This window comes from Pantoea sp. RIT-PI-b (assembly GCF_001187905.1).
In the GTDB taxonomy this organism is placed as follows: domain Bacteria; phylum Pseudomonadota; class Gammaproteobacteria; order Enterobacterales; family Enterobacteriaceae; genus Pantoea; species Pantoea nemavictus.
Genome location: NZ_LGIS01000027.1, coordinates 175,491 through 200,628, shown reverse-complemented (window position 1 = coordinate 200,628; position 25,138 = coordinate 175,491). Strand labels below are relative to the sequence as shown.

Sequence of the window (25,138 nt, the reverse complement as noted above, 5' to 3'; positions counted from 1 at the left end):
ACGTCATAATGAATTTCATTATGTGTTCACTCGTGAGACTTGATATTTTTTTGCGTCCGGAGACGCTGATATCAATCCTGCGAGTGCCCACACAGATTGTCTGATAAATTGTTAAAGAGCGTTGCGAACAGCGGGTTAACCGCCTGTCGCGAGGTGGCGTATATTACGCCTTCCTCCTTCAGAGTCAAACACTTTTTTCAGCGTTTTCATCCGGCGGGATGAATTTCTTCACTCCCTGCTGAGCCGCCTGCGTTGCCGCTTTGCCGTCTCAGTGGTGGCGCATTATAGGGAGTTATTCGGAGGTGACAAGTGCAAATTCAAAGTTTTTGCACGACCGCTCACTTTCCAGGCGATACGTTGTAAAAACCAGCTAATTCTTGCGATAAGACCAAAAAAAACGGGCCCGAAGGCCCGTTTTAATCACAATGGATTATTGGTGAGCAACAATCACATCGTCTTTAACATCCATTTCAATAGTTTTACCCGGAACCAAAGCACCAGAGAGAATCTGCTGCGCCAGCGGGTTTTCAATCTGTTGCTGGATTGCACGCTTCAACGGACGCGCACCATAAACCGGGTCATAACCATTTTCGCCAAGCAGCTTGAGCGCCGCCTCAGAGATATGCAGTTGATAACCGCGCTCCTCGAGACGATGATACAAACGCTGCAGCTGAATCTGCGCAATAGATGCAATGTGTTTTTCGCCCAACGGGTGGAAAACTACCATGTCATCTATACGGTTGATAAATTCAGGACGGAAATGCTGTCCAACAACCGTCATCACCACCTCTTTCATTTCCGGATAATCCAGAGAACCAAAACGTTCCTGAATGAGATCGGAACCGAGGTTCGAAGTCATGATGACTACGGTATTACGGAAATCGACCGTACGGCCCTGTCCGTCAGTTAAGCGGCCATCGTCCAGTACTTGCAACAAGATGTTGAACACATCAGGGTGCGCCTTCTCAACCTCATCCAGTAAAATAACTGAATAAGGACGACGACGTACCGCCTCCGTCAGATAACCGCCCTCTTCGTAACCAACATATCCTGGAGGAGCACCCACCAGACGCGACACCGAGTGTTTTTCCATAAACTCGGACATATCAATGCGTACCATCGCATCGTCACTGTCGAACAGGAAGTTAGCCAGCGCCTTACACAATTCGGTTTTACCCACGCCGGTTGGTCCGAGGAACAAGAAGGAACCAATCGGACGGTTTGGATCCGACAAACCTGCACGACTACGACGGATTGCATTCGATACCGCTTCCACCGCTTCGTTCTGACCGATCACTCGAGCGTGCAGCTCTTGCTCCATGCGCAGCAACTTCTCACGTTCACCTTCCATCATGCGCGCGACAGGAATACCGGTCCAACGTGCCAGCACATCGGCAATCTCCACATCCGTCACGCGGTTGCGTAGCAGCTTCATGGTTTTACCTTCAGACTGCGTAGCGATGGCTAACTGTTTTTCCAGCTCTGGAATTTTACCGTACTGCAGCTCAGACATCTGACCAAGGTCGCCAACACGACGCGCTTGCTCCATCGTTAGGCGTGCTTGCTCCAGCTCTGCTTTAATGTTCTGCGTGCCGGTTAAGGAGGCTTTTTCCGCTTTCCACTCCTCTTCCAGTTCAGCGTATTCACGCTCTTTCTGATCGAGTTCGCTTTCCAGCATTTCCAGCCGCTTCAGGCTGGCGTCATCCGACTCCTTCTTCAGCGCCTGCTGCTCCAGTTTTAACTGGATGATGCGACGCTCCAGACGATCAAGCGACTCCGGCTTAGAATCCATCTGCAGACGAATGCTGGATGCCGCTTCGTCGATCAGGTCAATCGCTTTATCCGGCAGCTGACGATCGGAAATATAACGATGCGACAGCGTTGCCGCAGCCACAATCGCGGGATCGGTGATCTGCACGTGGTGATGCAGTTCATAACGTTCCTTAAGACCGCGCAGAATTGCGATGGTATCTTCCACGCTCGGCTCAGCCACGAATACCTTCTGGAAACGACGTTCCAGCGCGGCATCTTTCTCAATGAACTGACGATACTCATTCAGCGTGGTAGCACCAACGCAGTGCAGTTCACCGCGCGCCAACGCCGGCTTCAGCATGTTACCCGCATCCATTGCGCCGTCCGCTTTACCGGCGCCAACCATCGTGTGCAACTCGTCGATAAACAGGATGACGTTACCTTCCTGTTTCGCCAGGTCGCTAAGCACGCCTTTAAGACGCTCTTCAAATTCACCGCGATATTTGGCACCCGCCACCAGCGAGCCCATATCTAAAGCCAGTACGCGACGCCCCTTCAGCCCTTCCGGAACTTCACCATTAATGATGCGCTGTGCTAAGCCTTCAGCGATGGCGGTTTTACCCACGCCGGGCTCACCAATCAACACCGGGTTGTTTTTGGTACGACGCTGCAACACCTGAATGGTGCGACGGATCTCTTCGTCACGACCAATGACCGGATCAAGCTTGCCTAGCTCGGCACGCTCTGTAAGGTCAATAGTGTATTTCTTCAATGCCTGACGCTGATTTTCAGCACCTTGATCGTTCACGTTATCTCCTCCCCGTAATTGGTCGATGGCCTGAGAGAGTTTTTCCGATGTCGCGCCAACTGACTTCAATAGATCAGCCAGTGAGCCACGTGAATCGAGGGCCGCCAAAACAAATAATTCGGATGATATAAAGTTATCGCCGCGCTTTTGCGCCAGCTTGTCGCACAGATTAAGCACCCGAATAAGATCGGCGGATGGCTGGACGTCACCATCGGTACCTTCTACCTGCGGCAGTCGATTAATTGCTTGTTCGATACTGGTACGCAGACCAGCTACATCGGCACCCGCTGCGCTTAGCAACGGACGCACCGATCCGCCTTCCTGATTGAGCAACGCGCTCATCATGTGAAGGGGTTCAATGAATTGATTGTCATGTCCCAGAGCAAGGGACTGTGCATCGGCAAGAGCCAGTTGAAATTTGTTAGTAAGACGATCCAGACGCATAATTCCTCCCATTACAGGTCAAAATGCTACTGGAGATTAAATGAGGTCATCCCTCAAATTTTTCAAGGTTAATGACCTGAGTTGTGAGCAAAAAATACGCTAACTGGACCGTCTTGTGGCGTAAGGTTATCTCAGCCAAATCAAAGTTGCCATACGCCCGGTGATGCCGTCGCGCCGGAAGGAGAAAAAATCATCACGTTCATGGAAGGTACAACGCGTTGAACCACTTATGGAGTGCACGCCGGCGGCCTGCAGACGCTGGCGTGCCAGCATCCAAATATCGGCAAAATATTTGCTACCTACCGGGCGAAAAGCCTCTTCAGCTTGCTCGGAGTGAGCCATAAATGCCGATCTGACCTCTGGCCCAACTTCGAATGCCTGCGGACCAATTGCCGGGCCAAGCCAGGCATGGATGTCATTCGCCGAACAATGAAACTGCGATAAGGTCTGTTCCAGCACGCCATTGCAGAGGCCGCGCCAGCCAGCATGTGCCGCTGCTACTTCACTGCCATCTCTGCTGCAAAACAGCACCGGCAAGCAATCCGCCGTCATCACTGCGCAAACCACCCCGTTTTCACGCGTAATTGCAGCATCCGCAGGAGGTAGCGTCTCCGTTGAAGGTAAACGCGCGACGACCTGACCATGGATTTGATTTAGCCATTGCGGCATCGCCGGTAACGCCAGTTGCTCAACTAAACGTTGCCGATTAAGCGCAACATGCTCTGCAAGGTCGCCGACGTGTCCACCAAGATTCAGCGAATCCCATGGTGCGTGGCTTAAACCGCCAAAACGTGTGGTGGAACATGCCCGAACACGCTGCGGCGCAGGCCAGTCCGGGATGATCCATTCACTCATAGCCAATCCATCTGATCGCGGAACTCATGGGTATCGGCTTTCAGGGCATCAATCAAATCCACCATATCCTGCGGCAATGGCGCATGCCATTCCATCTCGATACCGGTAATCGGATGATAAAGACGTAACATCGTGGCGTGCAGCGCCTGACGGTCAAAACCACGCAGCGTATTGATGAAGGCTTCAGAGGCACCTTTTGGTGGGCGTGGACGGCCACCGTACAACGGATCACCCACCAGTGGGTGGTTGATATGCGCCATATGCACACGAATCTGATGCGTACGGCCGGTTTCCAGGCGCAAACGTAAACGCGTATGGGCACGGAAGTGTTCCATAATGCGATAGTGCGTGGTTGCCGGTTTACCCATCGGATGTACTGCCATGTGCGTGCGTTTAGTTGAGTGGCGCGCCATTGGCTGATCCACCGTACCGCCTGCGGTCATGGTACCGATGGCTACCGCTTCATATTCACGCGTAATTTCACGCAGCTGCAGCGTTTCAACCAGGTGAGTTTGTGCAGGCACGGTTTTCGCAACCACCATCAAACCGGTGGTATCTTTATCCAGACGATGAACAATACCTGCACGAGGTACGTCAGCGATCGGTGGATAATGATAAAGCAGTGCGTTAAGCACCGTGCCGTCAGGATTACCGGCGCCTGGATGTACCACCAGACCACGCGGCTTGTTGATCACCAGAATATCGTCATCTTCATAAACGATGTTTAAGGGGATATTTTGCGCTTCCCAGCGTTGCTCTTCTTCGATCTCAGCATCGATCGCGACATGCTCACCGCCAAAAACTTTCTCTTTTGGTTTATCGATGATGGTGCCGTTTACGCTGACTCGACGCTCGAGAATCCACTCTTTTATACGAGAACGTGAATAATCAGGGAACAATTCTGCCAAAGTCTGATCTAAGCGTTGTCCAAGTTGTGCTTCGGACACCGTTGCGGTGAGTTGAACTTGTTGTGCCATATACAGCTTCTTCGTTAACGTTGGGTTTTCACGGCGATGCCGTTTAATATAATGTGCTATCGTACCTGGCCATAATTGGGAGCTATACGGACAGCTTCTGCTATAACACTTTGAGGATAATCATTTCGTCATGACGCGTATGAAACATCTGGTGGCTGCTGCCACACTGAGCCTGAGCCTGGCGCTTGTGGGCTGTTCCGGCTCATCGGATCCCGTCCCGGACAGCCCGCCGTCTGAAATTTACGCCACGGCTCAGCAAAAGCTGCAGGACGGTAACTTTAAAGCGGCGATTAAGCAACTGGAAGCACTGGATAACCGCTATCCGTTTGGTCCTTACTCGCAGCAAGTACAGCTGGATTTGATCTACGCGTATTACAAAAATGCCGATCTGCCACTGGCGCAAGCCGCTATTTCACGCTTTATGCGTCTGAATCCAACCCATCCGAACATCGACTATGTCATCTATATGAAAGGTCTCACGGATATGGCGCTGGATGATTCAGCATTGCAGGGCTTCTTCGGTATCGATCGTTCCGATCGCGATCCGACGCACGCTCGTGATGCTTTCCGTGACTTCTCGCAGCTACTGCGCGGTTATCCAAACAGCCAATATGCTGCGGATGCGCAGAAACGTTTGGCGTTCCTGAAAGAACGTCTGGCGAAGTATGAACTCTCGGTGGCGCAATTCTATACCAAGCGCGGTGCGTATGTCGCTGTAGTTAATCGTGTGGAAACGATGATGAAGGATTATCCGGACACCGAGGCAACTCATGAAGCGTTGCCGTTGATGGAAAATGCTTACCGTCAGCTTCAGTTAACAACTGAAGCCGATAAAGTGGCGAAAATCATTGCGGCTAATAATCAATCCTGATTATTACACCCACAAAAAAGCAGCCCGCGCGGCTGCTTTTTTTATGTCATTTTTTGGTTAACTCAATAATTTTATAGATTTATCGCTAATGTTATCCATTCAATAATGCGCCCTTCTCCGCTCATCTTCAAGCGTTACCCGCCACTTTCCCGGCCTTTCTCACAATTAAGCGGCATTGACAAAATGTGACATTTCAATGTGATATAGATCACACATTTTCTTAATATCCGCGGTATGCTGGTCCTACCCAGACGGAAATGACAGAGAGGTTTAACTATGATTCTGAACATTACCAGCAAACAAATGGAAATCACCGAGGCCATCCGTAATCACGTTGAAGAGCGTCTCGCCAAGCTGGAAAAATGGCAAACACATCTGATAAACCCTCACATTGTGTTATCGAAAGAGCCGAAGGAGTTTGTGGCAGATGCCACCATTAATACGCCTAACGGAACGCTGGTTGCCAGCGCGAAACATGATGATATGTATACGGCCATCAATGACTTGATTGCCAAGCTGGAGCGACAACTCAATAAAGCGCAACATAAACCCGAAGCCCGTCGCGCCAACAGCAGTGTGAAAGATTTCATGCCAACGGAATAAACATACATCTTCAGTAACGCGCCTTCGGGCGCGTTTTTTATTGACAGCTTTAAATCACTGCGGTTACTCTCAAACCACCTCATCTATGGAAACAACCATGAAACATCTACCGTTCTTCTTCGCATTCTTTTTTACCTTCCCCTGATTGGGAGGCGATTCGTCATGTGAAAATGAATGCGAAGACGAACAACAAAGCCTCCCAAATGGGAGGCTTTTTTATTGGACATTTTACAGGTGAGCCCTATGAATCCCGAAAATCCACTACTGGCGTTACGCGATAAAATTAGCGCAGTTGATGAAAAGCTATTAGCGCTATTGTCGGAGCGTCGCACCCTGGCCGTTGAAGTCGCACAGGCCAAACTTGCCACACATCGCCCTATTCGCGACGTTGAACGTGAACGTGCTTTACTGGAAAACCTGATTTCTCTGGGAAAAAAACATCAGCTTGATGCGCACTACATTACCCGTTTATTCCAACTGGTAATTGAAGATTCCGTTCTTACCCAACAGGCTTTACTGCAGAAAAACCTTAATCATCCACATGCGCACGCTCCGCGTATTGCATTCCTGGGCCCGAAAGGTTCTTACTCGCATCTTGCAGCGCGTAAATATGCCACACGTCACTTTGACTCCATGGTGGAGATCGGCTGCCTGAAGTTTCATGACATCATTCATCAGGTGGAAAGTGGTCAGGCGGATTACGCGGTGATGCCCATCGAAAATACCAGCTCTGGCTCTATCAACGACGTTTACGATCTGCTTCAGCAAACCACTTTATCAATTGTTGGCGAACTGACCATTCCCATTGAGCACTGTGTATTGGTAAATGGCACCACCGATCTGCAGCAGATCGAAACGGTTTACAGCCATCCACAGCCGTTCCAGCAATGCAGCCAATTTATTAATCGCTTCCCGCAGTGGAAAATTGAATACACCGAAAGTACTGCTGCTGCGATGGAAAAGGTTGCAGCGTTGAATTCACCGAAGGTTGCCGCATTAGGTAGTGAAGCGGGCGGTGAACTGTATGGATTGCAGGTTTTAGAGCGTAATCTGGCCAATCAACAGCAGAACCATACGCGTTTCATCGTGCTAGCTCGCAAAGCGATTGAAGTATCCAATCAGGTACCGGCGAAAACTACGCTGATTATGGCGACTGGCCAACAAGCCGGTGCACTGGTTGAAGCGCTGATGGTGCTACGCAATCACGGTCTGATTATGAGCAAACTGGAGAACCGCCCCATTAACGGTAATCCATGGGAAGAGATGTTTTACATTGATGTGCAGGGCAATCTGCAATCTGAAAGTATGCAGTTAGCGTTGGCTGAGTTAAGCGGCTTAACCCGTTCATTAAAAGTACTCGGCTGTTATCCGGGCGAGAATGTGGTGCCAGTAGAACCACGTCTCTAAGTAAAAAAGGCATCCATCTGGATGCCTTCTGTTTTACTGACGGCTGTCGTTAGCCGATCGCAGCATGCTTCTACTTTCAACCAGGAAACGCTTAGCGTAATCACCAAACCAATGCTCGACACGCTGGAAGCTGTCGATGAAAGCTTGTTTATCGCCTTGCTCCAACAGTTTGATGGCATCGCCAAAGCGCTGATAGTAACGTTTAATCAGTGCCAGATTGCTCTCAGACGACATAATAATGTCAGCATAAAGCTGCGGATCCTGTGCAAACAGACGTCCAACCATTGCCAATTCGAGGCGATAGATGGGCGAAGACAGCGCTAATAGCTGATCCAGATTGACGTTCTCTTCGGCCAGATGCAGGCCATAAGCGAAGGTCGCAAAGTGACGCAACGCCTGGATAAACGCCATATTCTGATCATGCTCGACCGCACTGATGCGGTGTAAACGCGCGCCCCATACCTGAATCTGCTCAAGAAACCACTGATACGCCTCCGGCTGACGACCATCACACCAAACCACAACCTGCTTCGCCAGGCTGCCGCTATCCGGACCAAACATCGGATGCAGGCCAAGTACCGGCCCAGTGTGTGCGGCAAGCATGGCCTGCAACGGCCGATTTTTCACCGAGGCCAAATCGACCAGAATGCAGTCTTCTGGCAACTTCGGTAATTCACCGATAATTTGTTCTGTGAGATGGATCGGCACACTGATGATCACCATGCCTGCATCTCGCAGCAACGCGTCTGATCGATCCCAATCGCCTTTGTCCAGAATGCGCACCTGATAACCAGACAGCGTAAGCATCTTTTCGAACAGACGTCCCATCTGGCCACGACCACCGACGATCACCACTGGACGCAATGTTGGGCAGAGTGTTTTGAAGCCTTTATCATTCTCATGCGCGTAGGATTCGCGCATTAAACGACGCAGCACATCTTCAATCAAATCCGGCGATACGCCGAGTGCCTCAGCTTCCTGACGGCGTGAAGCCAACATGCTAGCCTCACGCTCAGGAACATAGATTGGCAAACCGTAGCGGCTTTTGACTTCTCCTACTTCGGCAACCAGCTCTAGTCTTTTTGCCAGTAAGCCAAGCAGGGCTTTATCTACTTCATCAATTTGATCGCGTAGCGCGGTCAGTTCAGCCACCATGACTCATTACACCTCGTGTGACAGACGCGCCGACAGCACTCCCTGCAGATCCTGATGGATTTCACGCAGCAAGGTTTCAGTGGTTTCCCAGTTAATGCAGGCATCAGTGACGGACACACCGTATTTCATGTCACTGCGTGGCTGCTCGGAAGACTGGTTACCTTCATGAATATTGCTTTCCAGCATCAGGCCAATGATGGAACGGTTGCCATCTTTAATCTGCGCGATAGCCGATTCGGCTACGCCAGGCTGGCGGCGATAGTCTTTGTTAGAATTACCATGGCTGCAATCTATCATTAAGGCCGGACGCAGTCCCGCTTTCAGCATCTCTTTTTCACACTGAGCGACATCTTCTGGGCCATAGTTTGGCGCTTTTCCGCCGCGCAGAATCACGTGTCCGTCAGGATTACCCTGCGTTTGCAACAGACAAACCTGCCCGGCTTGATTGATACCGACAAAACGGTGCGGCATCGCGGCGGCGCGCATCGCGTTAATAGCGGTGCCGAGGCTGCCATCCGTGCCATTCTTAAAGCCAACTGGCATAGAAAGGCCCGATGCCATCTCTCGGTGGGTTTGTGATTCGGTGGTACGCGCACCGATAGCCGACCAGCTGAACAGATCGCCAAGATATTGCGGGCTGTTTGGATCCAGCGCTTCAGTCGCCAACGGTAAACCCATTTCCATCAGATTAACCAGCAGCTGACGCGCAATGTGCAGCCCGGCTTCCATATCAAACGAGTTATTCATATAAGGATCGTTGATTAACCCCTTCCAGCCGACGGTGGTACGAGGTTTTTCAAAATAAACGCGCATAACGATGTACAGCTGATCCTTCAACTGTGCAGAGAGAGATTGCAACTGACGGGCATAGGCAAGTGCAGCTTCGGTATCGTGAATCGAACAAGGACCACAAACCACCAACAGGCGCGGATCGCGGCCCGCAATAATGTCAGCAATGGTTTGACGAGAAGACGCAATTTGCGCTTCCTGCGCCGCAGTGAGCGGGAATTTTGCTTTCAGCTCTTGCGGAGTGATTAAAATCTGTTCGTCGGCGATATGCACATTGTTCAGCGCGTCTTTTTGCATGATTGCGATCCTTTTTTACTCGTTTATGCGGTTTGGGATCCTCACTGAGGATGGCGCTCACTTTATCACACTCTGTACATCATGCAATCCATATATGTACAGTTTTGTTACCACCAAGAATACATAATCACGATTCAATATAAATAATCATATATATCAATAATATATAAGTGTGCGCGCAACGCAATAGTGTAAAGTAATGGTTACGAAATCTTTTTACCAACTTTATTTATTATTCAACGTGCAGCTAACATTTTGTTATTCTGACATTTTTCAGGAGCCGTACGATGCCTATTCCCATTGTGAAATTACGTCCCTTTACCCTGCAAGATATCGATGCTTTTACTGAGGCCGTTAATGAATCCTTGAGCACTCTTAAGCCCTGGTTGGCGTGGGCGCATGATGATTATCTTTTAGAGGAAGCGGTTAGTTGGATCAATTTCACGCACATCCAGCGAACCAAGGGTGAGGCTGAAGAGTTCGCCATTGTCGATGACAAGGATCGGTTATTGGGTGGCGCCGGTATACGCTTCGCCAGGCATCCGGGCGAATTTAGCGCATTAGGATATTGGGTACGAAGTGATGCTCAGCGGCAAAGCGTAGCAACCCGCGCGGTAGCGCAGTTAGTCGAGTTTGGCTTTCAGCATCCACATATTAATCAGCTTGAGATTCTGGCTGCAGAAGAGAACCACGCGAGTCGTGCAGTGGCATTGCGTAGCGGCTTTTCGTTTGTCGATTATCGCTACGGATTGATCGTATTAGCCAATGGCGCGGTCAATACGGCGATTTATCATTTAAAACGACCATAAAAAAGGGGCTGACCAAATGGCCAACCCCTTGTTTGCTATTAACTTTGAGAAGTCGCTTACGCGCCAAGACGCTCTTTGATACGAGCAGACTTACCGGTACGCTCACGCAGGTAGTACAGTTTGGCTTTACGCACAGCACCACGACGTTTAACAGCAATGCTGTCAATTACTGGTGAGTGAGTCTGGAACACACGCTCAACACCTTCGCCGTTAGAAATCTTACGAACAGTGAATGCAGAATGCAGACCGCGGTTACGAATAGCGATAACCACGCCCTCGAATGCCTGCAGACGCTTCTTAGAACCTTCTACGACCCATACTTTCACTTCCACGGAATCACCCGGACGGAATGAAGGTACGTCCTGCTTCATCTGCTCTTGTTCAAGTTGCTTGATAATGTTGCTCATAATTAAATCTCTTATCCTGGGTAAACTGATAGTGAGGGAAGATTACTCTCCCGCCTCATCGTTTTGTTGCTGCTGATGTTCACGCTGGAACTCATTTAGCAACCGTGCTTGCTCTTCAGTCAGAGCCAGGTTTTCCAGAAGTTCAGGTCTTCTTAGCCAGGTACGGCCTAACGACTGTTTCAGACGCCAGCGGCGAATATCGGCATGGTTGCCCGACAGTAGAACTGGCGGAACCTCCATCCCTTCTAACACTTCAGGTCGGGTGTAGTGCGGGCAATCCAGCAAACCATCCGAGAACGAATCCTCATCGGCTGACGCCTGTTTCCCCAATACGCCGGGAATAAACCTGGCGACTGAGTCAATCAACGTCATGGCTGGTAGCTCACCGCCACTGAGAACGTAATCACCGATTGACCATTCTTCGTCAATCTCAGTGTGAATTACGCGCTCATCTATCCCTTCGTAGCGACCACAAACCAGAATCAACTTCTGATTCGTCGCCAGTTCGCAAACGCCCTGTTGGTCCAGTTTGCGACCCTGAGGTGAAAGATAAATCACCTTAGCGCCTTCTCCCGCCGCCGCTTTCGCTGCGGAGATGGCGTCCCGTAAGGGTTGCACCATCATCAACATTCCCGGTCCGCCGCCGTAAGGACGGTCGTCCACGGTACGGTGCCGGTCATGCGTGAAGTCACGAGGACTCCAGCTTTGAATGTTGAGCAGGCCATTTTTTACTGCCCGGCCAGTTACCCCGTACTCGGTAATAGCGCGAAACATCTCTGGAAACAGGCTAATAACACCAATCCACATCGCGTTCGCCGTTACGTTACCGGATTGTCCGGAGATCAAAAACCAGGATCCCAATCTACTTCAATAAGGCCAGTAGAGAGATCGACTTTCTTGATAACCTGTTCATCAAGAAACGGAATTAACCGCTCTTGCGCACCGAATGCATCCTTCAGGTTTGCCTTAACGACGAGAACGTCGTTCGATCCGGTTTCCATCAAATCAATGACTTTGCCCATCTCGTAGCCTTCGAGGTTAACGACTTTCATACCCATAAGGTCTTTCCAGTAGTAATCACCTGCTTCCAGCGCTGGCAGCTGCGTGGAGTCAACCGTAATTTCGCAATTGGTCAACTGCGTTGCAGCGTCCCGATCGTCAATGCCTTTGACTTTGATGATCAGGTCCTGATTGTGGTGCTTCCAGCCCTCGAGTTCGACCTGCTGCCATTTACCGGCGCGCTGGATAAACCAGGGTTGGTAGTCGAAGATGCTTTCAGCGTCTTCAGTGGAGGAAAACACTTTGAGCCAACCTCGAATGCCGTAAGCCGCGCCCATTTTTCCCAATACGATCGGGTTAACGGGAGGCTGCCCGGCAGGTTTAATGCTCATGCTCACCACCGTGACAGATTAAGCTGCTTTTTTTGCTTCTTTGATCAGCGCGTTAACGCGATCAGAAAGCGTTGCGCCCTGGCCAACCCAGTGCTCAATACGGTCCAGATCCAGACGCAGACCTTCAGCCTGACCAGAAGCGATCGGGTTGAAGAAACCTACGCGCTCGATGAAACGACCGTTACGAGCATTGCGGCTGTCAGTAACGACGACCTGATAGAACGGACGCTTTTTAGCGCCGTGACGTGCCAAACGAATTGTTACCATAACATCCTCATTAGTTAATAAAGCGCTCGGGCCCCATCGAGGAACGGGGCCCGAGCGCGATATAAAAAGCCCGAAAATTTTACTCATTTTGGCGCAAAAAGCAACCTAAGCGTGCCAAATTTCCGGCTTTTTGACGGCCGCATTAGCGACCAGGGAATCCAGGTGGCATCATGCCTTTCATGCCACGCATCATTTTGGCCATGCCACCTTTCTTCATTTTCTTCATCATGCGCTGCATATCATCGAACTGTTTCAGCAGTCGATTGACGTCTTGCACCTGCATGCCCGAGCCCAGCGCAATACGACGTTTGCGCGAACCCTTGATAATTTCTGGCTTCTCACGCTCTTTACGCGTCATCGAATTGATGATGGCTTCCATGCGAACCAGCACTTTGTCATCCATCTGCGACTTCACGTTATCAGGCAGTTGACCCATGCCCGGCAGTTTGCCCATCAGGCTCGCCATACCGCCCATGTTGCGCATCTGCTTCAACTGCTCAAGAAAATCATTGAGGTCAAAACCGTCGCCGGTTTTCAGTTTTTTCGCCAGCTTCTCAGCCTGATCGCGGTCAACTTTGCTCTCGATATCTTCGATCAGCGACAGAACATCGCCCATGCCGAGAATGCGCGAGGCGATACGTTCTGGATAGAAAGCTTCCAGCGCTTCGGTCTTCTCGCCCATCCCCATGAATTTAATCGGCTTGCCGGTAATGTGACGAATCGACAGCGCCGCACCACCGCGCGCATCACCGTCGACTTTCGTCAGTATTACACCGGTCAGCGGCAGCGCTTCATTGAAGGCTTTTGCCGTATTCGCGGCATCCTGACCGGTCATGGCGTCGACCACAAACAGGGTTTCCACCGGATTAATCGCGGCGTGCACCTGTTTGATTTCGTCCATCATCGCTTCATCGACGTGTAAACGACCGGCGGTATCCACCAGCAGCACATCGTAGAATTTCACTTTGGCTTCTTTCAGCGCGTTCTGAACAATATCGACCGGCTTTTGGCTCAGATCGGACGGGCAGAAATCGACGCCAACCTGCTGTGCCAGGGTTTCCAGCTGCTTGATCGCCGCAGGGCGATAGACGTCAGCAGAAACAACCAAAACTTTCTTTTTGTGCTTTTCGCGTAAAAACTTACCCAGCTTCGCGACGCTGGTGGTTTTACCGGCACCTTGCAAACCCGCCATCAACACCACGGCCGGTGGTTGCGCATTCAGATTGAGCGCATTATTTTCAGCCCCCATCGCTGCAACCAGTTCATTGCGAACGATTTTGATGAACTCCTGACCTGGCGTCAGGCTTTTGTTCACATCGTGGCCAACTGCAGCTTCTTTCACGCGATTAATAAAATCACGCACTACCGGCAGCGCAACGTCAGCTTCCAGCAGCGCCATGCGCACTTCGCGCAGCGTGTCTTTAATGTTGTCTTCGGTCAGCCTTCCGCGGCCGCTGATATTGCGCAGGGTTTGCGACAAACGATCGGTTAAATTATCAAACATGCTCTCTCACTTAGAACCGTAGCGAGGCCGCCCCAGGCGACACAATGCGGCGGATTATAGCACGAAGACGGAGCGATCTCTGCAATTGACCTTCAGATCGTTTGGAGCCTGCTGCTGCTGGCGCTATACTGCTTTTTTCCTTATCTGACCGATACCTGAAAGGATCTATGTTCGTTTTCGCGATCGTGGCGCTGTTCGCCTACTCCCTCAGTCTTGCACTCATCATTCCCAGCCTGCTTAAACGCAACGGTGGCTGGCGCCGTTTTGCCGTGCTTTCTGCCTGCGTGGCGCTGATTGCGCACGCCGTTGCCCTGCAGCAGCGCATTTTTGCCGTGGATAACGGGCAAAATCTCAGTCTGCTCAATATCGGTTCGCTAGTTAGCCTGCTGATCTGCGCCATCATGACGATTGTTGCCTCACGTAATCGTGGCTGGCTGCTGCTGCCCATTGTGTACGGCTTCGCATTGATTAACCTGGCCTTCGCCACTTTTGTGCCGAATGCCTTTATTACGCATCTTGAAACCACGCCGGGCATGATGGTTCACATTGGTCTGTCGCTGTTTGCCTATGCCACGCTGATTATTGCCGCGCTCTATGCGTTACAACTGGCGTGGATTGATTACCAGTTGAAAAACAAGAAACTGGCTTTCACTCAGGATATGCCACCGCTGCTGAGCATTGAGCGCAAAATGTTTCACATCACGCAAATTGGTGTCGTGCTGCTGACGCTGGTGCTGTGCACCGGACTGTTCTTCATGCATAACCTGTTTAGCGCGGAGAATGTAGATAAAGCGGTTCTCTCCATAATTGCCTGGTTTGTCTACATTGTTTTGCTCTGGGGGCACTATCACGAAGGCTGGCGCGGACGCCGCGTCGTGTGGTTCAACTGTGGCGGTGCGCTGCTGCTAACCATGGCCTACTTCGGCAGTCGCGTACTTCAGCACCTGCTCACATCTCACTAAGGATTTTGTGTTGGAACACGTTTCAACCACCACGCTGATCATTACGCTGGTCATCATGGTGCTGGTCTCTGCGTATTTCTCCGGTTCAGAGACCGGCATGATGACGCTCAATCGTTACAAACTGCGCCATAAAGCCAAAAGCGGTAACCGCGGTGCGCGTCGGGTGGAAAAACTTCTGCGTCGGCCGGATCGCTTGATCAGCCTGGTTTTAATCGGCAACAACCTCGTAAATATTCTCGCCTCCGCACTCGGCACCATTGTTGGCATGCGCCTGTATGGCGATGCCGGCGTCGCGATTGCCACCGGTATTCTGACATTTGTGGTGCTGGTCTTTGCCGAAGTGTTGCCCAAAACGGTCGCTGCGCTCTATCCGGAAAAGGTAGCGTATCCCAGCAGCGTGTTATTGGCCCCGCTGCAATATGTCATGCTGCCGCTGGTATGGCTGCTGAATACCATCACAAGGATTTTGATGCGCATGGTGGGCATTAAAACCGATGGTTCTATCAGCTCAGCATTAAGCAAAGAAGAGCTACGCACCATTGTGTATGAATCACGCTCACTGATGTCACGCCGTAATCAGGACATGCTGCTGTCAGTGCTCGATCTGGAAAAAGTTAGCGTGGATGACATCATGGTGCCGCGCAATGAGATCGTCGGCATCAACGTCAATGACGACTGGAAATCCATCGAGCGCCAGCTCAGCCATTCTCCACATGGACGCATCGTTCTGTTCCGTGATTCATTGGATGATTGCGTCGGTATGCTGCGCGTACGCGAAGCCTGGCGCATGATGACCGAGAAAAAAGAGTTCAACAAAGATCGTCTGTTGCGTGCTGCCGATGAAATTTACTATGTGCCTGAAGGTACGCCGTTAAACGTACAGCTGGTAAAATTTCAGCGTAATAAAAAGAAAGTCGGTTTGGTGGTCGATGAGTATGGCGATATCAAAGGGTTAGTGACCATTGAAGATATTCTGGAAGAGATTGTGGGTGATTTCACCACCTCAATGTCACCGTCGCTGGCAGAAGAAGTCATGCCGCAGAATGATGGTTCGGTACTGATTGAAGGCAGCGCCAACGTGCGTGAAATCAATAAAGCCTTTAACTGGACGCTGCCGGAAGAGGATGCGCGCACCATTAACGGCATGCTGCTTGAGGCACTGGAGGAGATTCCGGTGGTCGATACCCGCATAACGCTTGGCGCCTATGATATCGATATTCTCGATGTGCAGGATAATATGGTGAAGCAGGTGCGTATCACGCCGCATCACGCGCTGAAATCTTCTATCGGCTCCTGAAGCCTGCAAACAAAAACGCCGCGATGATCGCGGCGTTTTTTTATGGTGCCTAAGCAACAACTAACTAGATATGCAGCTCTTTCAGCTTTTCAGCAGGGAGCTTCAGATCTTCGTTGCGGTTAACGCCAATGTCGTGAGCCAGCACATTACGCGCGATCTGCTGCGCTTCATCCAGTGAGTGCAGCTTGTAGCTACCGCACTGATACTCGTTCAGCTCTGGAATCTGGCCCTGCTCTTTCACTTTCAGCACATCTTCCATCGCGCCTTTCCAGGCTTTCGCCACGCGCTGCTCGTCAGGCGTGCCAATCAAGCTCATGTAGAAGCCGGTACGGCAACCCATCGGCGAGATGTCGACGATTTCTACGCCATCACCATTCAGGTGATTGCGCATGAAGCCGGCAAACAGGTGCTCCAGCGTATGAATGCCACGCTCAGTCAGAATTTCAATATTCGGACGGCAGAAACGCAGGTCGAAGACGGTGATGGTATCGCCATGCGGAGTCTTCATGGTTTTTGCTACGCGCACTGCAGGCGCGCCCATGATGGTGTGATCAACAGTAAAACTATCCAGTAGTGGCATACGTCACCTCCTGTTTTGAGATTTTTTTTAAAACAATGAAACTTTTCTGTTCGCCCAACGTCTGAATATATGAAAGACGCGCATTTGTTATCATCATCCCTGACAACAGAGATGTTTATTTTGGCCACATTGATGTGGCCATTTTCTTTTCTAGCCTTCGCGACCTGCAAGGTAGCTTTCGAAATCCAGCGTATCGCTCTGTTCCAGCTGCTCTTGCGCTTGCAGCGACTCACGCGCCTGACGACTAAAATCATCTTCAGTCAGAATCTCTAACGACTCCTCGCACAGCAGATGACGATATTGCTCCGCTAATGCCACGCCTGCGCCGGTCAAACCATTTTCTTTAATGGCATGAAGGATGCGCGCCGAATAGGTTAGCTCAGGATCGTCAAAGGATGCCACCAGTTGATCGCAAACCTGTTGATATTGCGTATTGCCGTGATTACTGTCGAGCACCTCGGCCACGCGACGCAGATCGGCAAACAGCGCTTTACCCACTTCAACCAATGTATGCTCAGTTTCGCTACAACCCACCGCGATAACCTGCCCCGGCTTACGTCCTTCCATCACCACACGGTTCCAGTTTTTACGCGTACACAACAGCTCATCGGCGCTCATTTCCGGCGCATCAGCCAGCGTACACCAAATCAGGAACAGATCGAGGAAGCGAGCCTGATCGGCATCAACACCAATCGCCGAGAACGGGTTGATATCCAGTGAGCGCACTTCAATGTATTCGATACCACCGCGCAGCAGCGCATCGGATGGCGCTTCGCCTGAACGCGTAACACGCTTTGGACGAATGGGCGCATACAGCTCATTTTCAATCTGCAGAACGTTGGTATTCAGCTGTAGCCAATTGCCATCGGCATCTTTAGTGCCCATGGCCGCATACTCTTCCGACGGCGTTTTGATTGCCGCTTTAAGCGCCGCAACGTAGCCTTCCAGCGAGTTAAAGGTAATCCCTAATCCACTCTGCGATTTATTGGTGTAACCAAGATCGCTTAGGCGCAACGACGTGGCGTGCGGCAGCCACAGCGTGCCTTTACCGTCAGTTTCAAACGGCAACTTGCTCTCTTCGCGCCCTTGCAGGAATGAGGAACAGATAGCAGGTGATGCTCCGAACAGATAAGGAATTACCCAGCCAAAGCGATAATAATTTCGAATCAAACGCAGATAGCCGGCGGATATGGTCTCTTTGCCGCTTTCCAAATCTTTCACATCTGCCCACTCTTGCCAAAATGACAAAGGCAGCGAGAAATTGTAATGCACGCCTGAAATAATCTGCATCAGCGCGCTATAACGATTTTTGAGGCCCTGACGATACAGGGTTTTCATTTTACCGATATTGGAGCTGCCATACTGCGCTAGCTCAATACTATCAACGTCATCGATATAGCCAGGCATGCTAAAGGGCCACAAACGCTCTTCGCCCAACTCACGTGCGACATGGCGGTGAATATCACGCAGGAACGCCAGCGAACGATCGATGCTTTGATCAACAGGCGTGATGAACTCCATCAGCGTTTCGGCAAAATCGGTAGTAATCCAATCATGCTTGAGTGCCGAACCCAAAGACTCGGGATGTCCTGTGGTTGCCAGGTGACCATCGGGTTTAACGCGTAATGATTCGCGCTCAATACCACGGCCGATACCCTTTAACGCGTCAGGATGCGCTTCCAGCCAGGAAAGTGCCTTAGATACGTCCGGGATCACATTAACCTCCCGCTGTGTGAATAATTTATTTTTGTTCAGCATAATGTTAACCGTAGCCTCGAATCTGTGCGAATCAATGCCACCATTGCAATGTTTGTAATGTGGCGGTCGCGATAACGATATAACGCAGCGTTTTACCGATGGCGAGGAACAGCACCGAGGGCAGCCAGGCAAAGCGCAACCAACCCGCGAGCACGCAGAGTAAGTCGCCCACTACCGGCAGCCAGCTAAAGATCAGTGCTGCAGGTCCCAATCGATGTAACCACGTCATTGCTGTGTCGTGCCATCGCCCTTGCCTTTTCAGCGGCATCAGGCGACCAAGAAGAATGTTGGTCAGGCCACCCAGCGTGTTTCCCACTGATGCAGCCAATAACAATCCATAAACCGAACCCTTTTGGGCGATCAGCAGTGCAATCAGCACCGCCTCCGAGCTCCCCGGTAACAGGGTTGCACTCAGGAAGCTACTGCCGAATAACGAACCATAGGTCAGAAATTCATTCACAGTAAACGGACATCAACCACGTCCATGCCTGCTGCTTTTGCCGCTTGTACGCCAAAGTCAGCATCCTCAAACACCACACAGCGCTCGGGCGCAATCCCCATCATTTCAGCGCAGCGTAAAAAGGTATCCGGTTGCGGTTTATGACGCTGTACGTCATCAGCCCCGACAACCGCATCAAACAGGTGGTAAACGCCCAACTCTTCGAGCAGTGCTTTCGCCAGGCTATGTTCACTGCCGGTGCCCACTGCCATCGGACGGCGACCATGATAGGCTTTGACGACGTCCATTAGCGGCAGCGGACGTACGTCATCCAGCAGCATCACCTTTAGAGCCGCGGTTTTTTCTGCTGCCAACAGATGCGGATCATGCGTGGCATTGTTTTGCTCAAGAATAAACTGCGCCAGCTGCCAGGTGGGTGCGCCGTTGAAGCCCACCATTTTTTCTTCATCCATGGTGAAACCGTAGCGGCTAAGCACCTGCTGCCAGGCTTTTCGATGTGTCGGCTCAGTATCGAGAATTGTGCCGTCCATATCGAAAATCAGGGCATCATATTGGTCGTACATTGTCACTCCGTCGAGTACCACAAAATGAGCCATTACTTTAGCGTAATGCGCTCAGGTTGTCGCCAGGCGCGCTTAACCGCAAATGCTTTGAAAGCATTAGCATTTTTCGTTTTAGGAAAAAGGTCATAGCGTAATACCGAGCTTAAACGACGGTAAATTCAGTGATTTTTTTGCAAGTTGGGATAACGACTGGAAGATTCAGAAAGTAAGTGTCAAAAAATAGAGAGATTACGAAGAAGAGATGGTGCATCCAGGAGGATTACTCGGCTTTCGCCTCGCCCTACGGGCTGTTGCTAAAGCAACGTTATCCTCCTTAGTGCGGCCTGAACGTTTTTCACGACATGACACACTGAGGCATTTTCCATATTTGAGAATATGGTGCATCCAGGAGGATTCGAACCTCCGACCGCTCGGTTCGTAGCCGAGTACTCTATCCAGCTGAGCTATGGATGCATTGAGTTACTGCTGAGGTAAATTTTGAGAAGTTTGAAGAGGAATGGTGCATCCAGGAGGATTCGAACCTCCGACCGCTCGGTTCGTAGCCGAGTACTCTATCCAGCTGAGCTATGGATGCATTGAGATTTTCTTACGATGGACTAACTGAAACAACCTGAGGATGATACGAAGAATGGTGCATCTAGGAGGATTACTCGGCTTTCGCCTCGCCCTACGGGCCGTTGCTAAAGCAACGTTATCCTCCTTAGTGCGGCCTGAACGTTTATCACGACATGACACACTGAGGCACTTTCCATATTCGAGAATATGGTGCATCCAGGAGGATTCGAACCTCCGACCGCTCGGTTCGTAGCCGAGTACTCTATCCAGCTGAGCTATGGATGCATCGAGTTAATTCTTGTACAACGCAGGGTGCTAACAACTCACCATGAAAGGAACTGCTCGTTCACTCTTACTTCATCTTTCCGAATGGTGCATCCAGGAGGATTCGAACCTCCGACCGCTCGGTTCGTAGCCGAGTACTCTATCCAGCTGAGCTATGGATGCATCGGAAATGGCGGTGAGGCGGGGATTCGAACCCCGGATGCAGCTTTTGACCGCATACTCCCTTAGCAGGGGAGCGCCTTCAGCCTCTCGGCCACCTCACCTTACGCGTTCTTCCGAACCGTGCTTCTGAACTTTGTTTCTGCTCATCGGCACTGCGTGGCGCACATATTACTTTCCCGGACTTATAAGTCAAACATTTATTTTCAGCCATTTGTTTGATTGCACAAATGACGCTCAATTCGGCTGCTTTAGCGACAAAAAGAGTGATTAATCAACAAAGAAAGCCTGCCAGAGAACACAAATAGGCGCTAAATGAATTGAAGGAATGAGAAAGAAAAACAGGAGATGGGCACTACAGGAGGAGAAAAACCGGTAGCGCCTCGCTGGAGAGCGAGGCGCTGAATCCGTTAGTAACTCGTTTGCTGAGTTTTTTCGGCTTGAATACGCTGATAGATCTCTTCGCGATGTACCGAAACTTCTTTAGGCGCGTTAACACCAATGCGGACCTGGTTACCTTTAACACCCAGCACCGTTACAGTCACCTCATCGCCAATCATGAGGGTTTCACCAACTCGACGAGTTAGAATAAGCATTCTTTGCTCCTTGAAAGATTAAAAGAGTCGGGCTTCTTTGTTCTCCCGGCCGTATCCATCATATAACGCTGAACAATGCCTATGACAAATACACCATTGTGCTTCGCCATGCCAATACATTCTGCTGATAGTTAGTTTAGCCGAAATACACTACATCAACCGGACTTTGTCATTACCTGGTGTGCACTGCGTTAAAAAAGCGCCAGAAAACGGGCTTCTGGCGCTTATCACAATGCGAAGTTTTATACGTTACAGTCGGTTACTGACCCATTCCTGCACGCCTTCCAGCGCGCCAGCCAGCGCCTGCGGATTTGTACCGCCGGCCTGGGCCATATCTGGACGACCACCGCCTTTACCGCCAACCTGAGAGGCGAGTTCGCCAATCAGTTCACCGGCTTTTACGCGGTCAGTGAGATCTTTGGTCACGCCAGCAATCAGTGAAACTTTACCTGCCTCAACGGTTGCCAGCACAATGATGGCTGAACCTAGTTGGTTCTTCAGATCATCGACCATGGTACGCAACATTTTTGGCTCAACGTTGCTCAGCTCACTCACCAGCAACCTGGTGCCTTTCACTTCAACGGCTTTGCTGCTCAGGGAAGCACTCTCCTGCGCAGCTTGCTGATCGCGAAGTTGTTGCAACTCTTTTTCCAGTGCACGAACGTGATCAACCAGACCGCGCACTTTCTCATTAAGGTTACTGCTGTTGGCTTTCACCAATTGCGCTACATCCAGCAGCTGCTGGCTCTGCGCGTTAACTTGCGCCAACGCACCTTCACCGGTTACGGCTTCAATACGACGAACACCTGCTGCCGTACCAGACTCAGACTGAATGCGGAACAGGCCGATATCTCCGGTACGTACTGCATGGATACCACCACACAGCTCGGTGGAGAAGTCACCCATGGTCAACACGCGAACACGCTGATCATATTTCTCGCCAAACAGCGCCATTGCGCCCTTTTCTTTTGCATCATCGAGATCCATGATTTCGGTCTCAACGGCAAGGTTACGGCGAATCTGCGCGTTAACAATATCCTCAACCTGACGGATTTCCTGCGGTTTCATGGCTTCAAAATGAGAGAAGTCGAAACGCAGATATTTATCGTTAACCAGCGAGCCTTTCTGTCCTACGTGATCACCCAACACTTGACGCAGTGCGGCATGCAGCAGGTGCGTGGCAGAGTGGTTTAAACGGATACGCGCACGACGAGTTTCATCCACCTGCGCATGCAAACGATCGCCAACGCGTAACTGGCCGCTGCTCAGCTTACCGATATGACCAATCGCTTTACCATACTTCTGAGTATCCTGAACGCTAAATTCAGCATTCTGCCCAGCCAGCACACCAGTATCGCCAACCTGTCCACCTGACTCACCATAGAACGGCGTTTCGTCAAGAACCACAACCGCGTCCTGACCTGCGCTAATCTGCTCAACCTGCTGACCGTCTACAAATAGCGCCTGCACAACCGCGTTCAGTTCCAGATGGTCATAGCCTTTAAAGTCGGTTGCGGCATCAATGCGAATGACATTGTTATAGTCGGCGCCAAAACCACTGGCTTCACGCGCGCGTTGACGCTGCTGTTCCATCGCGGCTTCAAAGCCCGCTTCATCAATCTTTAAATTGCGCTCACGGCACACGTCAGCCGTCAGATCCGCCGGGAAACCGAAGGTATCGTACAGACGGAAGACTGTTTCGCCATCAAGCGTATCGCCCTGCAGTTTCGCCAGCTCTTCATCCAGTAGCGCAAGTCCACGCTCCAGAGTTTTAGCAAACTGCTCTTCTTCGTTTTTCAGCGCGTTTTCAACATGTTTCTGCTGACGCTTCAGATCTTCACCTGCAGCACCCATCACATCAATCAGTGGCGCAACCAGCTTATAGAAGAATGCCTCTTTCGCACCCAGCATGTTGCCGTGACGCACTGCACGACGAATGATGCGACGCAATACATAGCCACGGTTTTCATTCGAAGGAATCACACCATCTGCAATCAGGAAGGCGCAAGAGCGAATATGGTCAGCGATAACGCGCAACGATTTATTATTCAGATCGGTCGCACCGGTTACCTGAGCAACGGATTGAATCAATTTGGCAAACAAGTCGATTTCGTAGTTGGAGTTTACGTGCTGCAATACGGCTGCAATACGCTCCAGGCCCATACCGGTATCCACGGAGGGTTTGGGTAGCGGCTGCATAGTACCGTCAGCCTGACGGTTGAACTGCATGAAGACGATGTTCCAGATCTCAATGTAACGGTCGCCATCCTCTTCCGGGCTGCCCGGAGGGCCACCCCAGATATGATCGCCGTGATCGAAGAAAATCTCGGTGCAAGGGCCGCAAGGACCGGTATCGCCCATCTGCCAGAAGTTATCTGATGCGAAAGCGCTGCCTTTGTTGTCACCAATACGGATAATGCGCTCACGCGGCACACCAATATCGTTGGCCCAAATTTCGAAGGCTTCATCGTCAGTTTCATAGACGGTCACCCACAAACGCTCTTTTGGCAGCTTAAACCACTGCTCACCCGTCAGCAGTTCCCATGCATAAGCGATCGCTTCTTTCTTGAAGTAATCACCAAAGCTGAAGTTGCCCAACATTTCAAAGAAGGTGTGGTGACGTGCCGTGTAGCCCACGTTTTCGAGGTCATTATGCTTGCCGCCGGCACGCACACAGCGTTGAGACGTGGTTGCGCGCGCATAGTCGCGCTTATCCTGACCAAGGAATACGTCTTTAAACTGGACCATTCCGGCATTGGTAAACAGCAATGTCGGATCGTTGTTCGGTACGAGGGAGCTGCTGGCTACAACCTGATGTCCCTTGCTATGAAAAAAGTCGAGAAACGCTTGACGGATCTCAGCAGTGCTCTTGCTCATAAAATTCCTGGAATCACGCTAACGAACGTTCCCTTTCGCTGGCAAACCACATCCATCCGGCCTGCCGCTGACTGAGGAACAAAAAGTGGGAATAAGATAAATTTTCTTCAGTGGGAAGTAAAATCACATCGCCTTTCAGTCGTCACTATTTCTGAAAACAGCCTGAATATCTTCCATCATAAAGCCTTTCGACATTAAAAAACGCTGTACCTTACTTTTCTCGGCCCAGGTTTGCGGTAAGGGCTCGCCAAATTTGCGTTTGGCAAGATCGGCGGCGCATAAGCTCCAGTTAACGTCGGTATCGAACAGCGCCTGATTTATCTCATCGCGGCCAATGCCTTTTTGTTGCAACTCCATACGCACGCGCTGTGGGCCATATCCCTTCCGGGCACGGCTTTGAATAAAGCGTTCGGTAAAGCGTTCATCGTTGAGCCAACCGCTCTCCTGACACCAGTCGAGCACTTTTTCCAGCAGCTCATTGGGAATGGGCGTGTTTTCCTGCTGCTGCAAATACGCTGCACGCTGTGCAGAGAGCTGCAATTTACGTTTCAGCTCTTCGCGACTGTGATCGCGCTGCGTAAGGATACGCATGGCGCGGTCCAGCAAACGGGAATATGTTGGCACGGGTGCCACAGATGGTGACGATGACATATGATCAACCTTGTTCTAACAGTCGTGCAGGGTCGCAGGGTCGCAGGGTAAAGCAAGAA

General features: G+C 50.9%; 24 protein-coding genes, 5 tRNA genes and 1 other annotated feature. Of the genes, 7 read left to right on the top strand and 22 right to left on the bottom strand.

The window, feature by feature from the left end; genetic code table 11:
- Positions 1-430 precede the first annotated feature (430 nt).
- The 3 genes from clpB to rluD form a co-directional block, all read right to left on the bottom strand.
- Entirely contained in the window at positions 431-3,004 is a 2,574-nt protein-coding gene (clpB, locus tag AC790_RS18330; RefSeq protein ID WP_049852680.1) for an ATP-dependent chaperone ClpB, read from the bottom strand.
- Between the two features lie 126 nt (positions 3,005-3,130).
- A complete protein-coding gene (gene yfiH / locus AC790_RS18325; protein ID WP_049852679.1) occupies positions 3,131-3,859 on the bottom strand; it encodes a purine nucleoside phosphorylase YfiH in 729 nt (242 codons plus the stop codon).
- The gene (gene rluD / locus AC790_RS18320) at positions 3,856-4,836 is read right to left on the bottom strand and encodes a 23S rRNA pseudouridine(1911/1915/1917) synthase RluD (protein ID WP_049852678.1); all 981 of its coding nucleotides are present in this window, start codon (positions 4,834-4,836) and stop codon (positions 3,856-3,858) included. The genes yfiH and rluD overlap by 4 nt, the downstream gene beginning before the upstream one ends.
- Positions 4,837-4,966: 130 nt before the next feature.
- Here rluD and bamD point away from each other — a divergent pair, with 130 nt between their 5' ends.
- The 4 genes from bamD (at position 4,967) to pheA (ending at position 7,717) form a co-directional block, all read left to right on the top strand.
- Entirely contained in the window at positions 4,967-5,707 is a 741-nt protein-coding gene (gene bamD / locus AC790_RS18315; protein WP_007893327.1) for an outer membrane protein assembly factor BamD, read from the top strand.
- Positions 5,708-5,983: 276 nt separating this feature from the next.
- Complete coding sequence (raiA, locus tag AC790_RS18310; protein ID WP_007893325.1) at positions 5,984-6,310, top strand: ribosome-associated translation inhibitor RaiA; 327 nt, start codon at positions 5,984-5,986, stop codon at positions 6,308-6,310.
- 96 nt (positions 6,311-6,406) lie between these two features.
- Positions 6,407-6,531: a sequence feature (Phe leader region), on the top strand.
- On the top strand, positions 6,408-6,455 hold the full coding sequence (gene pheL, locus AC790_RS24795; RefSeq protein ID WP_100703679.1) for a pheA operon leader peptide PheL: 48 nt from the start codon (positions 6,408-6,410) through the stop codon (positions 6,453-6,455). It overlaps the preceding feature by 48 nt.
- 22 nt (positions 6,532-6,553) lie before the next feature.
- Entirely contained in the window at positions 6,554-7,717 is a 1,164-nt protein-coding gene (gene pheA, locus AC790_RS18305) for a bifunctional chorismate mutase/prephenate dehydratase (protein WP_007893323.1), read from the top strand.
- Positions 7,718-7,750: 33 nt separating this feature from the next.
- Here the strand turns inward: pheA and tyrA are convergent, their stop codons facing one another.
- Both tyrA and AC790_RS18295 read right to left on the bottom strand, forming a co-directional pair.
- Positions 7,751-8,872: a bifunctional chorismate mutase/prephenate dehydrogenase gene (tyrA, locus tag AC790_RS18300; protein ID WP_007893321.1), complete on the bottom strand. Its 1,122-nt coding sequence runs from the start codon at positions 8,870-8,872 to the stop codon at positions 7,751-7,753.
- A gap of 6 nt (positions 8,873-8,878) precedes the next feature.
- A complete protein-coding gene (locus AC790_RS18295) occupies positions 8,879-9,958 on the bottom strand; it encodes a 3-deoxy-7-phosphoheptulonate synthase (RefSeq protein WP_049852677.1) in 1,080 nt (359 codons plus the stop codon).
- 287 nt (positions 9,959-10,245) lie between these two features.
- On the opposite strand from AC790_RS18295, the gene AC790_RS18290 reads away from it, so the two are divergent.
- Positions 10,246-10,767, top strand: coding sequence for a GNAT family N-acetyltransferase (locus AC790_RS18290; protein ID WP_049852676.1), 522 nt, complete (start codon positions 10,246-10,248; stop codon positions 10,765-10,767).
- Between the two features lie 56 nt (positions 10,768-10,823).
- Here AC790_RS18290 and rplS read toward each other — a convergent pair whose 3' ends face one another.
- From rplS to ffh, 5 genes are all read right to left on the bottom strand, one after another.
- Positions 10,824-11,174: a 50S ribosomal protein L19 gene (rplS, locus tag AC790_RS18285; RefSeq protein ID WP_007893316.1), complete on the bottom strand. Its 351-nt coding sequence runs from the start codon at positions 11,172-11,174 to the stop codon at positions 10,824-10,826.
- Positions 11,175-11,216: 42 nt separating this feature from the next.
- Positions 11,217-11,981, bottom strand: coding sequence for a tRNA (guanosine(37)-N1)-methyltransferase TrmD (gene trmD / locus AC790_RS18280; protein ID WP_049852675.1), 765 nt, complete (start codon positions 11,979-11,981; stop codon positions 11,217-11,219).
- Between the two features lie 35 nt (positions 11,982-12,016).
- Entirely contained in the window at positions 12,017-12,565 is a 549-nt protein-coding gene (gene rimM / locus AC790_RS18275) for a ribosome maturation factor RimM (RefSeq protein ID WP_007893314.1), read from the bottom strand.
- An 18-nt stretch (positions 12,566-12,583) separates the two neighbouring features.
- Positions 12,584-12,832 (bottom strand): 30S ribosomal protein S16, encoded by a 249-nt coding sequence (gene rpsP, locus AC790_RS18270; protein WP_007893313.1) that lies wholly within the window; start codon positions 12,830-12,832, stop codon positions 12,584-12,586.
- A gap of 142 nt (positions 12,833-12,974) precedes the next feature.
- Positions 12,975-14,336, bottom strand: a complete 1,362-nt coding sequence (gene ffh, locus AC790_RS18265) for a signal recognition particle protein (RefSeq protein WP_007893312.1) — start codon at positions 14,334-14,336, stop codon at positions 12,975-12,977.
- A 167-nt stretch (positions 14,337-14,503) separates the two neighbouring features.
- Between ffh and AC790_RS18260 the strand changes: the two genes are divergently transcribed.
- Positions 14,504-15,298, top strand: a complete 795-nt coding sequence (locus AC790_RS18260; RefSeq protein WP_007893311.1) for an inner membrane protein YpjD — start codon at positions 14,504-14,506, stop codon at positions 15,296-15,298.
- A 10-nt stretch (positions 15,299-15,308) separates the two neighbouring features.
- The gene (locus AC790_RS18255; protein ID WP_049852674.1) at positions 15,309-16,595 is read left to right on the top strand and encodes an HlyC/CorC family transporter; all 1,287 of its coding nucleotides are present in this window, start codon (positions 15,309-15,311) and stop codon (positions 16,593-16,595) included.
- Positions 16,596-16,659: 64 nt separating this feature from the next.
- Here the strand turns inward: AC790_RS18255 and luxS are convergent, their stop codons facing one another.
- From luxS to AC790_RS18195, 12 genes are all read right to left on the bottom strand, one after another.
- On the bottom strand, positions 16,660-17,175 hold the full coding sequence (luxS, locus tag AC790_RS18250; RefSeq protein ID WP_007893307.1) for an S-ribosylhomocysteine lyase: 516 nt from the start codon (positions 17,173-17,175) through the stop codon (positions 16,660-16,662).
- 150 nt (positions 17,176-17,325) lie between these two features.
- Positions 17,326-18,933: a glutamate--cysteine ligase gene (gshA, locus tag AC790_RS18245; RefSeq protein ID WP_007893305.1), complete on the bottom strand. Its 1,608-nt coding sequence runs from the start codon at positions 18,931-18,933 to the stop codon at positions 17,326-17,328.
- Between the two features lie 31 nt (positions 18,934-18,964).
- A complete protein-coding gene (locus AC790_RS18240) occupies positions 18,965-19,393 on the bottom strand; it encodes a YqaA family protein (RefSeq protein ID WP_007893302.1) in 429 nt (142 codons plus the stop codon).
- Positions 19,390-19,956 carry a fructose-1-phosphate/6-phosphogluconate phosphatase gene (gene yqaB / locus AC790_RS18235; protein WP_049852673.1) on the bottom strand — a complete coding sequence of 189 codons (567 nt, stop codon included), beginning with the start codon at positions 19,954-19,956 and terminating at the stop codon, positions 19,390-19,392. The genes AC790_RS18240 and yqaB overlap by 4 nt, the downstream gene beginning before the upstream one ends.
- A 376-nt stretch (positions 19,957-20,332) precedes the next feature.
- A tRNA-Arg gene (locus tag AC790_RS18230) sits at positions 20,333-20,409 on the bottom strand.
- A gap of 44 nt (positions 20,410-20,453) precedes the next feature.
- A tRNA-Arg gene (locus tag AC790_RS18225) sits at positions 20,454-20,530 on the bottom strand.
- Between the two features lie 189 nt (positions 20,531-20,719).
- A tRNA-Arg gene (locus AC790_RS18220) sits at positions 20,720-20,796 on the bottom strand.
- 85 nt (positions 20,797-20,881) lie between these two features.
- Positions 20,882-20,958: transfer RNA gene (locus AC790_RS18215), tRNA-Arg, on the bottom strand.
- 8 nt (positions 20,959-20,966) lie between these two features.
- Positions 20,967-21,059: transfer RNA gene (locus AC790_RS18210), tRNA-Ser, on the bottom strand.
- A gap of 306 nt (positions 21,060-21,365) precedes the next feature.
- Positions 21,366-21,551, bottom strand: a complete 186-nt coding sequence (gene csrA, locus AC790_RS18205) for a carbon storage regulator CsrA (protein ID WP_004155916.1) — start codon at positions 21,549-21,551, stop codon at positions 21,366-21,368.
- Positions 21,552-21,800: 249 nt separating this feature from the next.
- Positions 21,801-24,428 carry an alanine--tRNA ligase gene (gene alaS, locus AC790_RS18200; RefSeq protein ID WP_007893276.1) on the bottom strand — a complete coding sequence of 876 codons (2,628 nt, stop codon included), beginning with the start codon at positions 24,426-24,428 and terminating at the stop codon, positions 21,801-21,803.
- 135 nt (positions 24,429-24,563) lie between these two features.
- Positions 24,564-25,019, bottom strand: a complete 456-nt coding sequence (locus AC790_RS18195) for a regulatory protein RecX (RefSeq protein WP_049852672.1) — start codon at positions 25,017-25,019, stop codon at positions 24,564-24,566.
- Between the last annotated feature and the right edge of the window lie 119 nt (positions 25,020-25,138).

Coding starts and splice junctions, on each gene's coding strand:
- gshA (WP_007893305.1), bottom strand. CDS start 18,933: ATGCTGAACAAAAATAAATTATTCACACAGCGGGAGGTTAATGTGATC.
- AC790_RS18195 (WP_049852672.1), bottom strand. CDS start 25,019: ATGCGTATCCTTACGCAGCGCGATCACAGTCGCGAAGAGCTGAAACGT.
- tyrA (WP_007893321.1), bottom strand. CDS start 8,872: ATGGTGGCTGAACTGACCGCGCTACGCGATCAAATTGATGAAGTAGAT.
- rimM (WP_007893314.1), bottom strand. CDS start 12,565: ATGAGCATTAAACCTGCCGGGCAGCCTCCCGTTAACCCGATCGTATTG.
- rluD (WP_049852678.1), bottom strand. CDS start 4,836: ATGGCACAACAAGTTCAACTCACCGCAACGGTGTCCGAAGCACAACTT.
- ffh (WP_007893312.1), bottom strand. CDS start 14,336: ATGTTTGATAATTTAACCGATCGTTTGTCGCAAACCCTGCGCAATATC.
- luxS (WP_007893307.1), bottom strand. CDS start 17,175: ATGCCACTACTGGATAGTTTTACTGTTGATCACACCATCATGGGCGCG.
- csrA (WP_004155916.1), bottom strand. CDS start 21,551: ATGCTTATTCTAACTCGTCGAGTTGGTGAAACCCTCATGATTGGCGAT.
- yqaB (WP_049852673.1), bottom strand. CDS start 19,956: ATGTACGACCAATATGATGCCCTGATTTTCGATATGGACGGCACAATT.
- trmD (WP_049852675.1), bottom strand. CDS start 11,981: ATGTGGATTGGTGTTATTAGCCTGTTTCCAGAGATGTTTCGCGCTATT.
- alaS (WP_007893276.1), bottom strand. CDS start 24,428: ATGAGCAAGAGCACTGCTGAGATCCGTCAAGCGTTTCTCGACTTTTTT.
- rpsP (WP_007893313.1), bottom strand. CDS start 12,832: ATGGTAACAATTCGTTTGGCACGTCACGGCGCTAAAAAGCGTCCGTTC.
- rplS (WP_007893316.1), bottom strand. CDS start 11,174: ATGAGCAACATTATCAAGCAACTTGAACAAGAGCAGATGAAGCAGGAC.
- yfiH (WP_049852679.1), bottom strand. CDS start 3,859: ATGAGTGAATGGATCATCCCGGACTGGCCTGCGCCGCAGCGTGTTCGG.
- clpB (WP_049852680.1), bottom strand. CDS start 3,004: ATGCGTCTGGATCGTCTTACTAACAAATTTCAACTGGCTCTTGCCGAT.
- AC790_RS18295 (WP_049852677.1), bottom strand. CDS start 9,958: ATGCAAAAAGACGCGCTGAACAATGTGCATATCGCCGACGAACAGATT.
- bamD (WP_007893327.1), top strand. CDS start 4,967: ATGACGCGTATGAAACATCTGGTGGCTGCTGCCACACTGAGCCTGAGC.
- AC790_RS18260 (WP_007893311.1), top strand. CDS start 14,504: ATGTTCGTTTTCGCGATCGTGGCGCTGTTCGCCTACTCCCTCAGTCTT.
- raiA (WP_007893325.1), top strand. CDS start 5,984: ATGATTCTGAACATTACCAGCAAACAAATGGAAATCACCGAGGCCATC.
- pheA (WP_007893323.1), top strand. CDS start 6,554: ATGAATCCCGAAAATCCACTACTGGCGTTACGCGATAAAATTAGCGCA.
- AC790_RS18290 (WP_049852676.1), top strand. CDS start 10,246: ATGCCTATTCCCATTGTGAAATTACGTCCCTTTACCCTGCAAGATATC.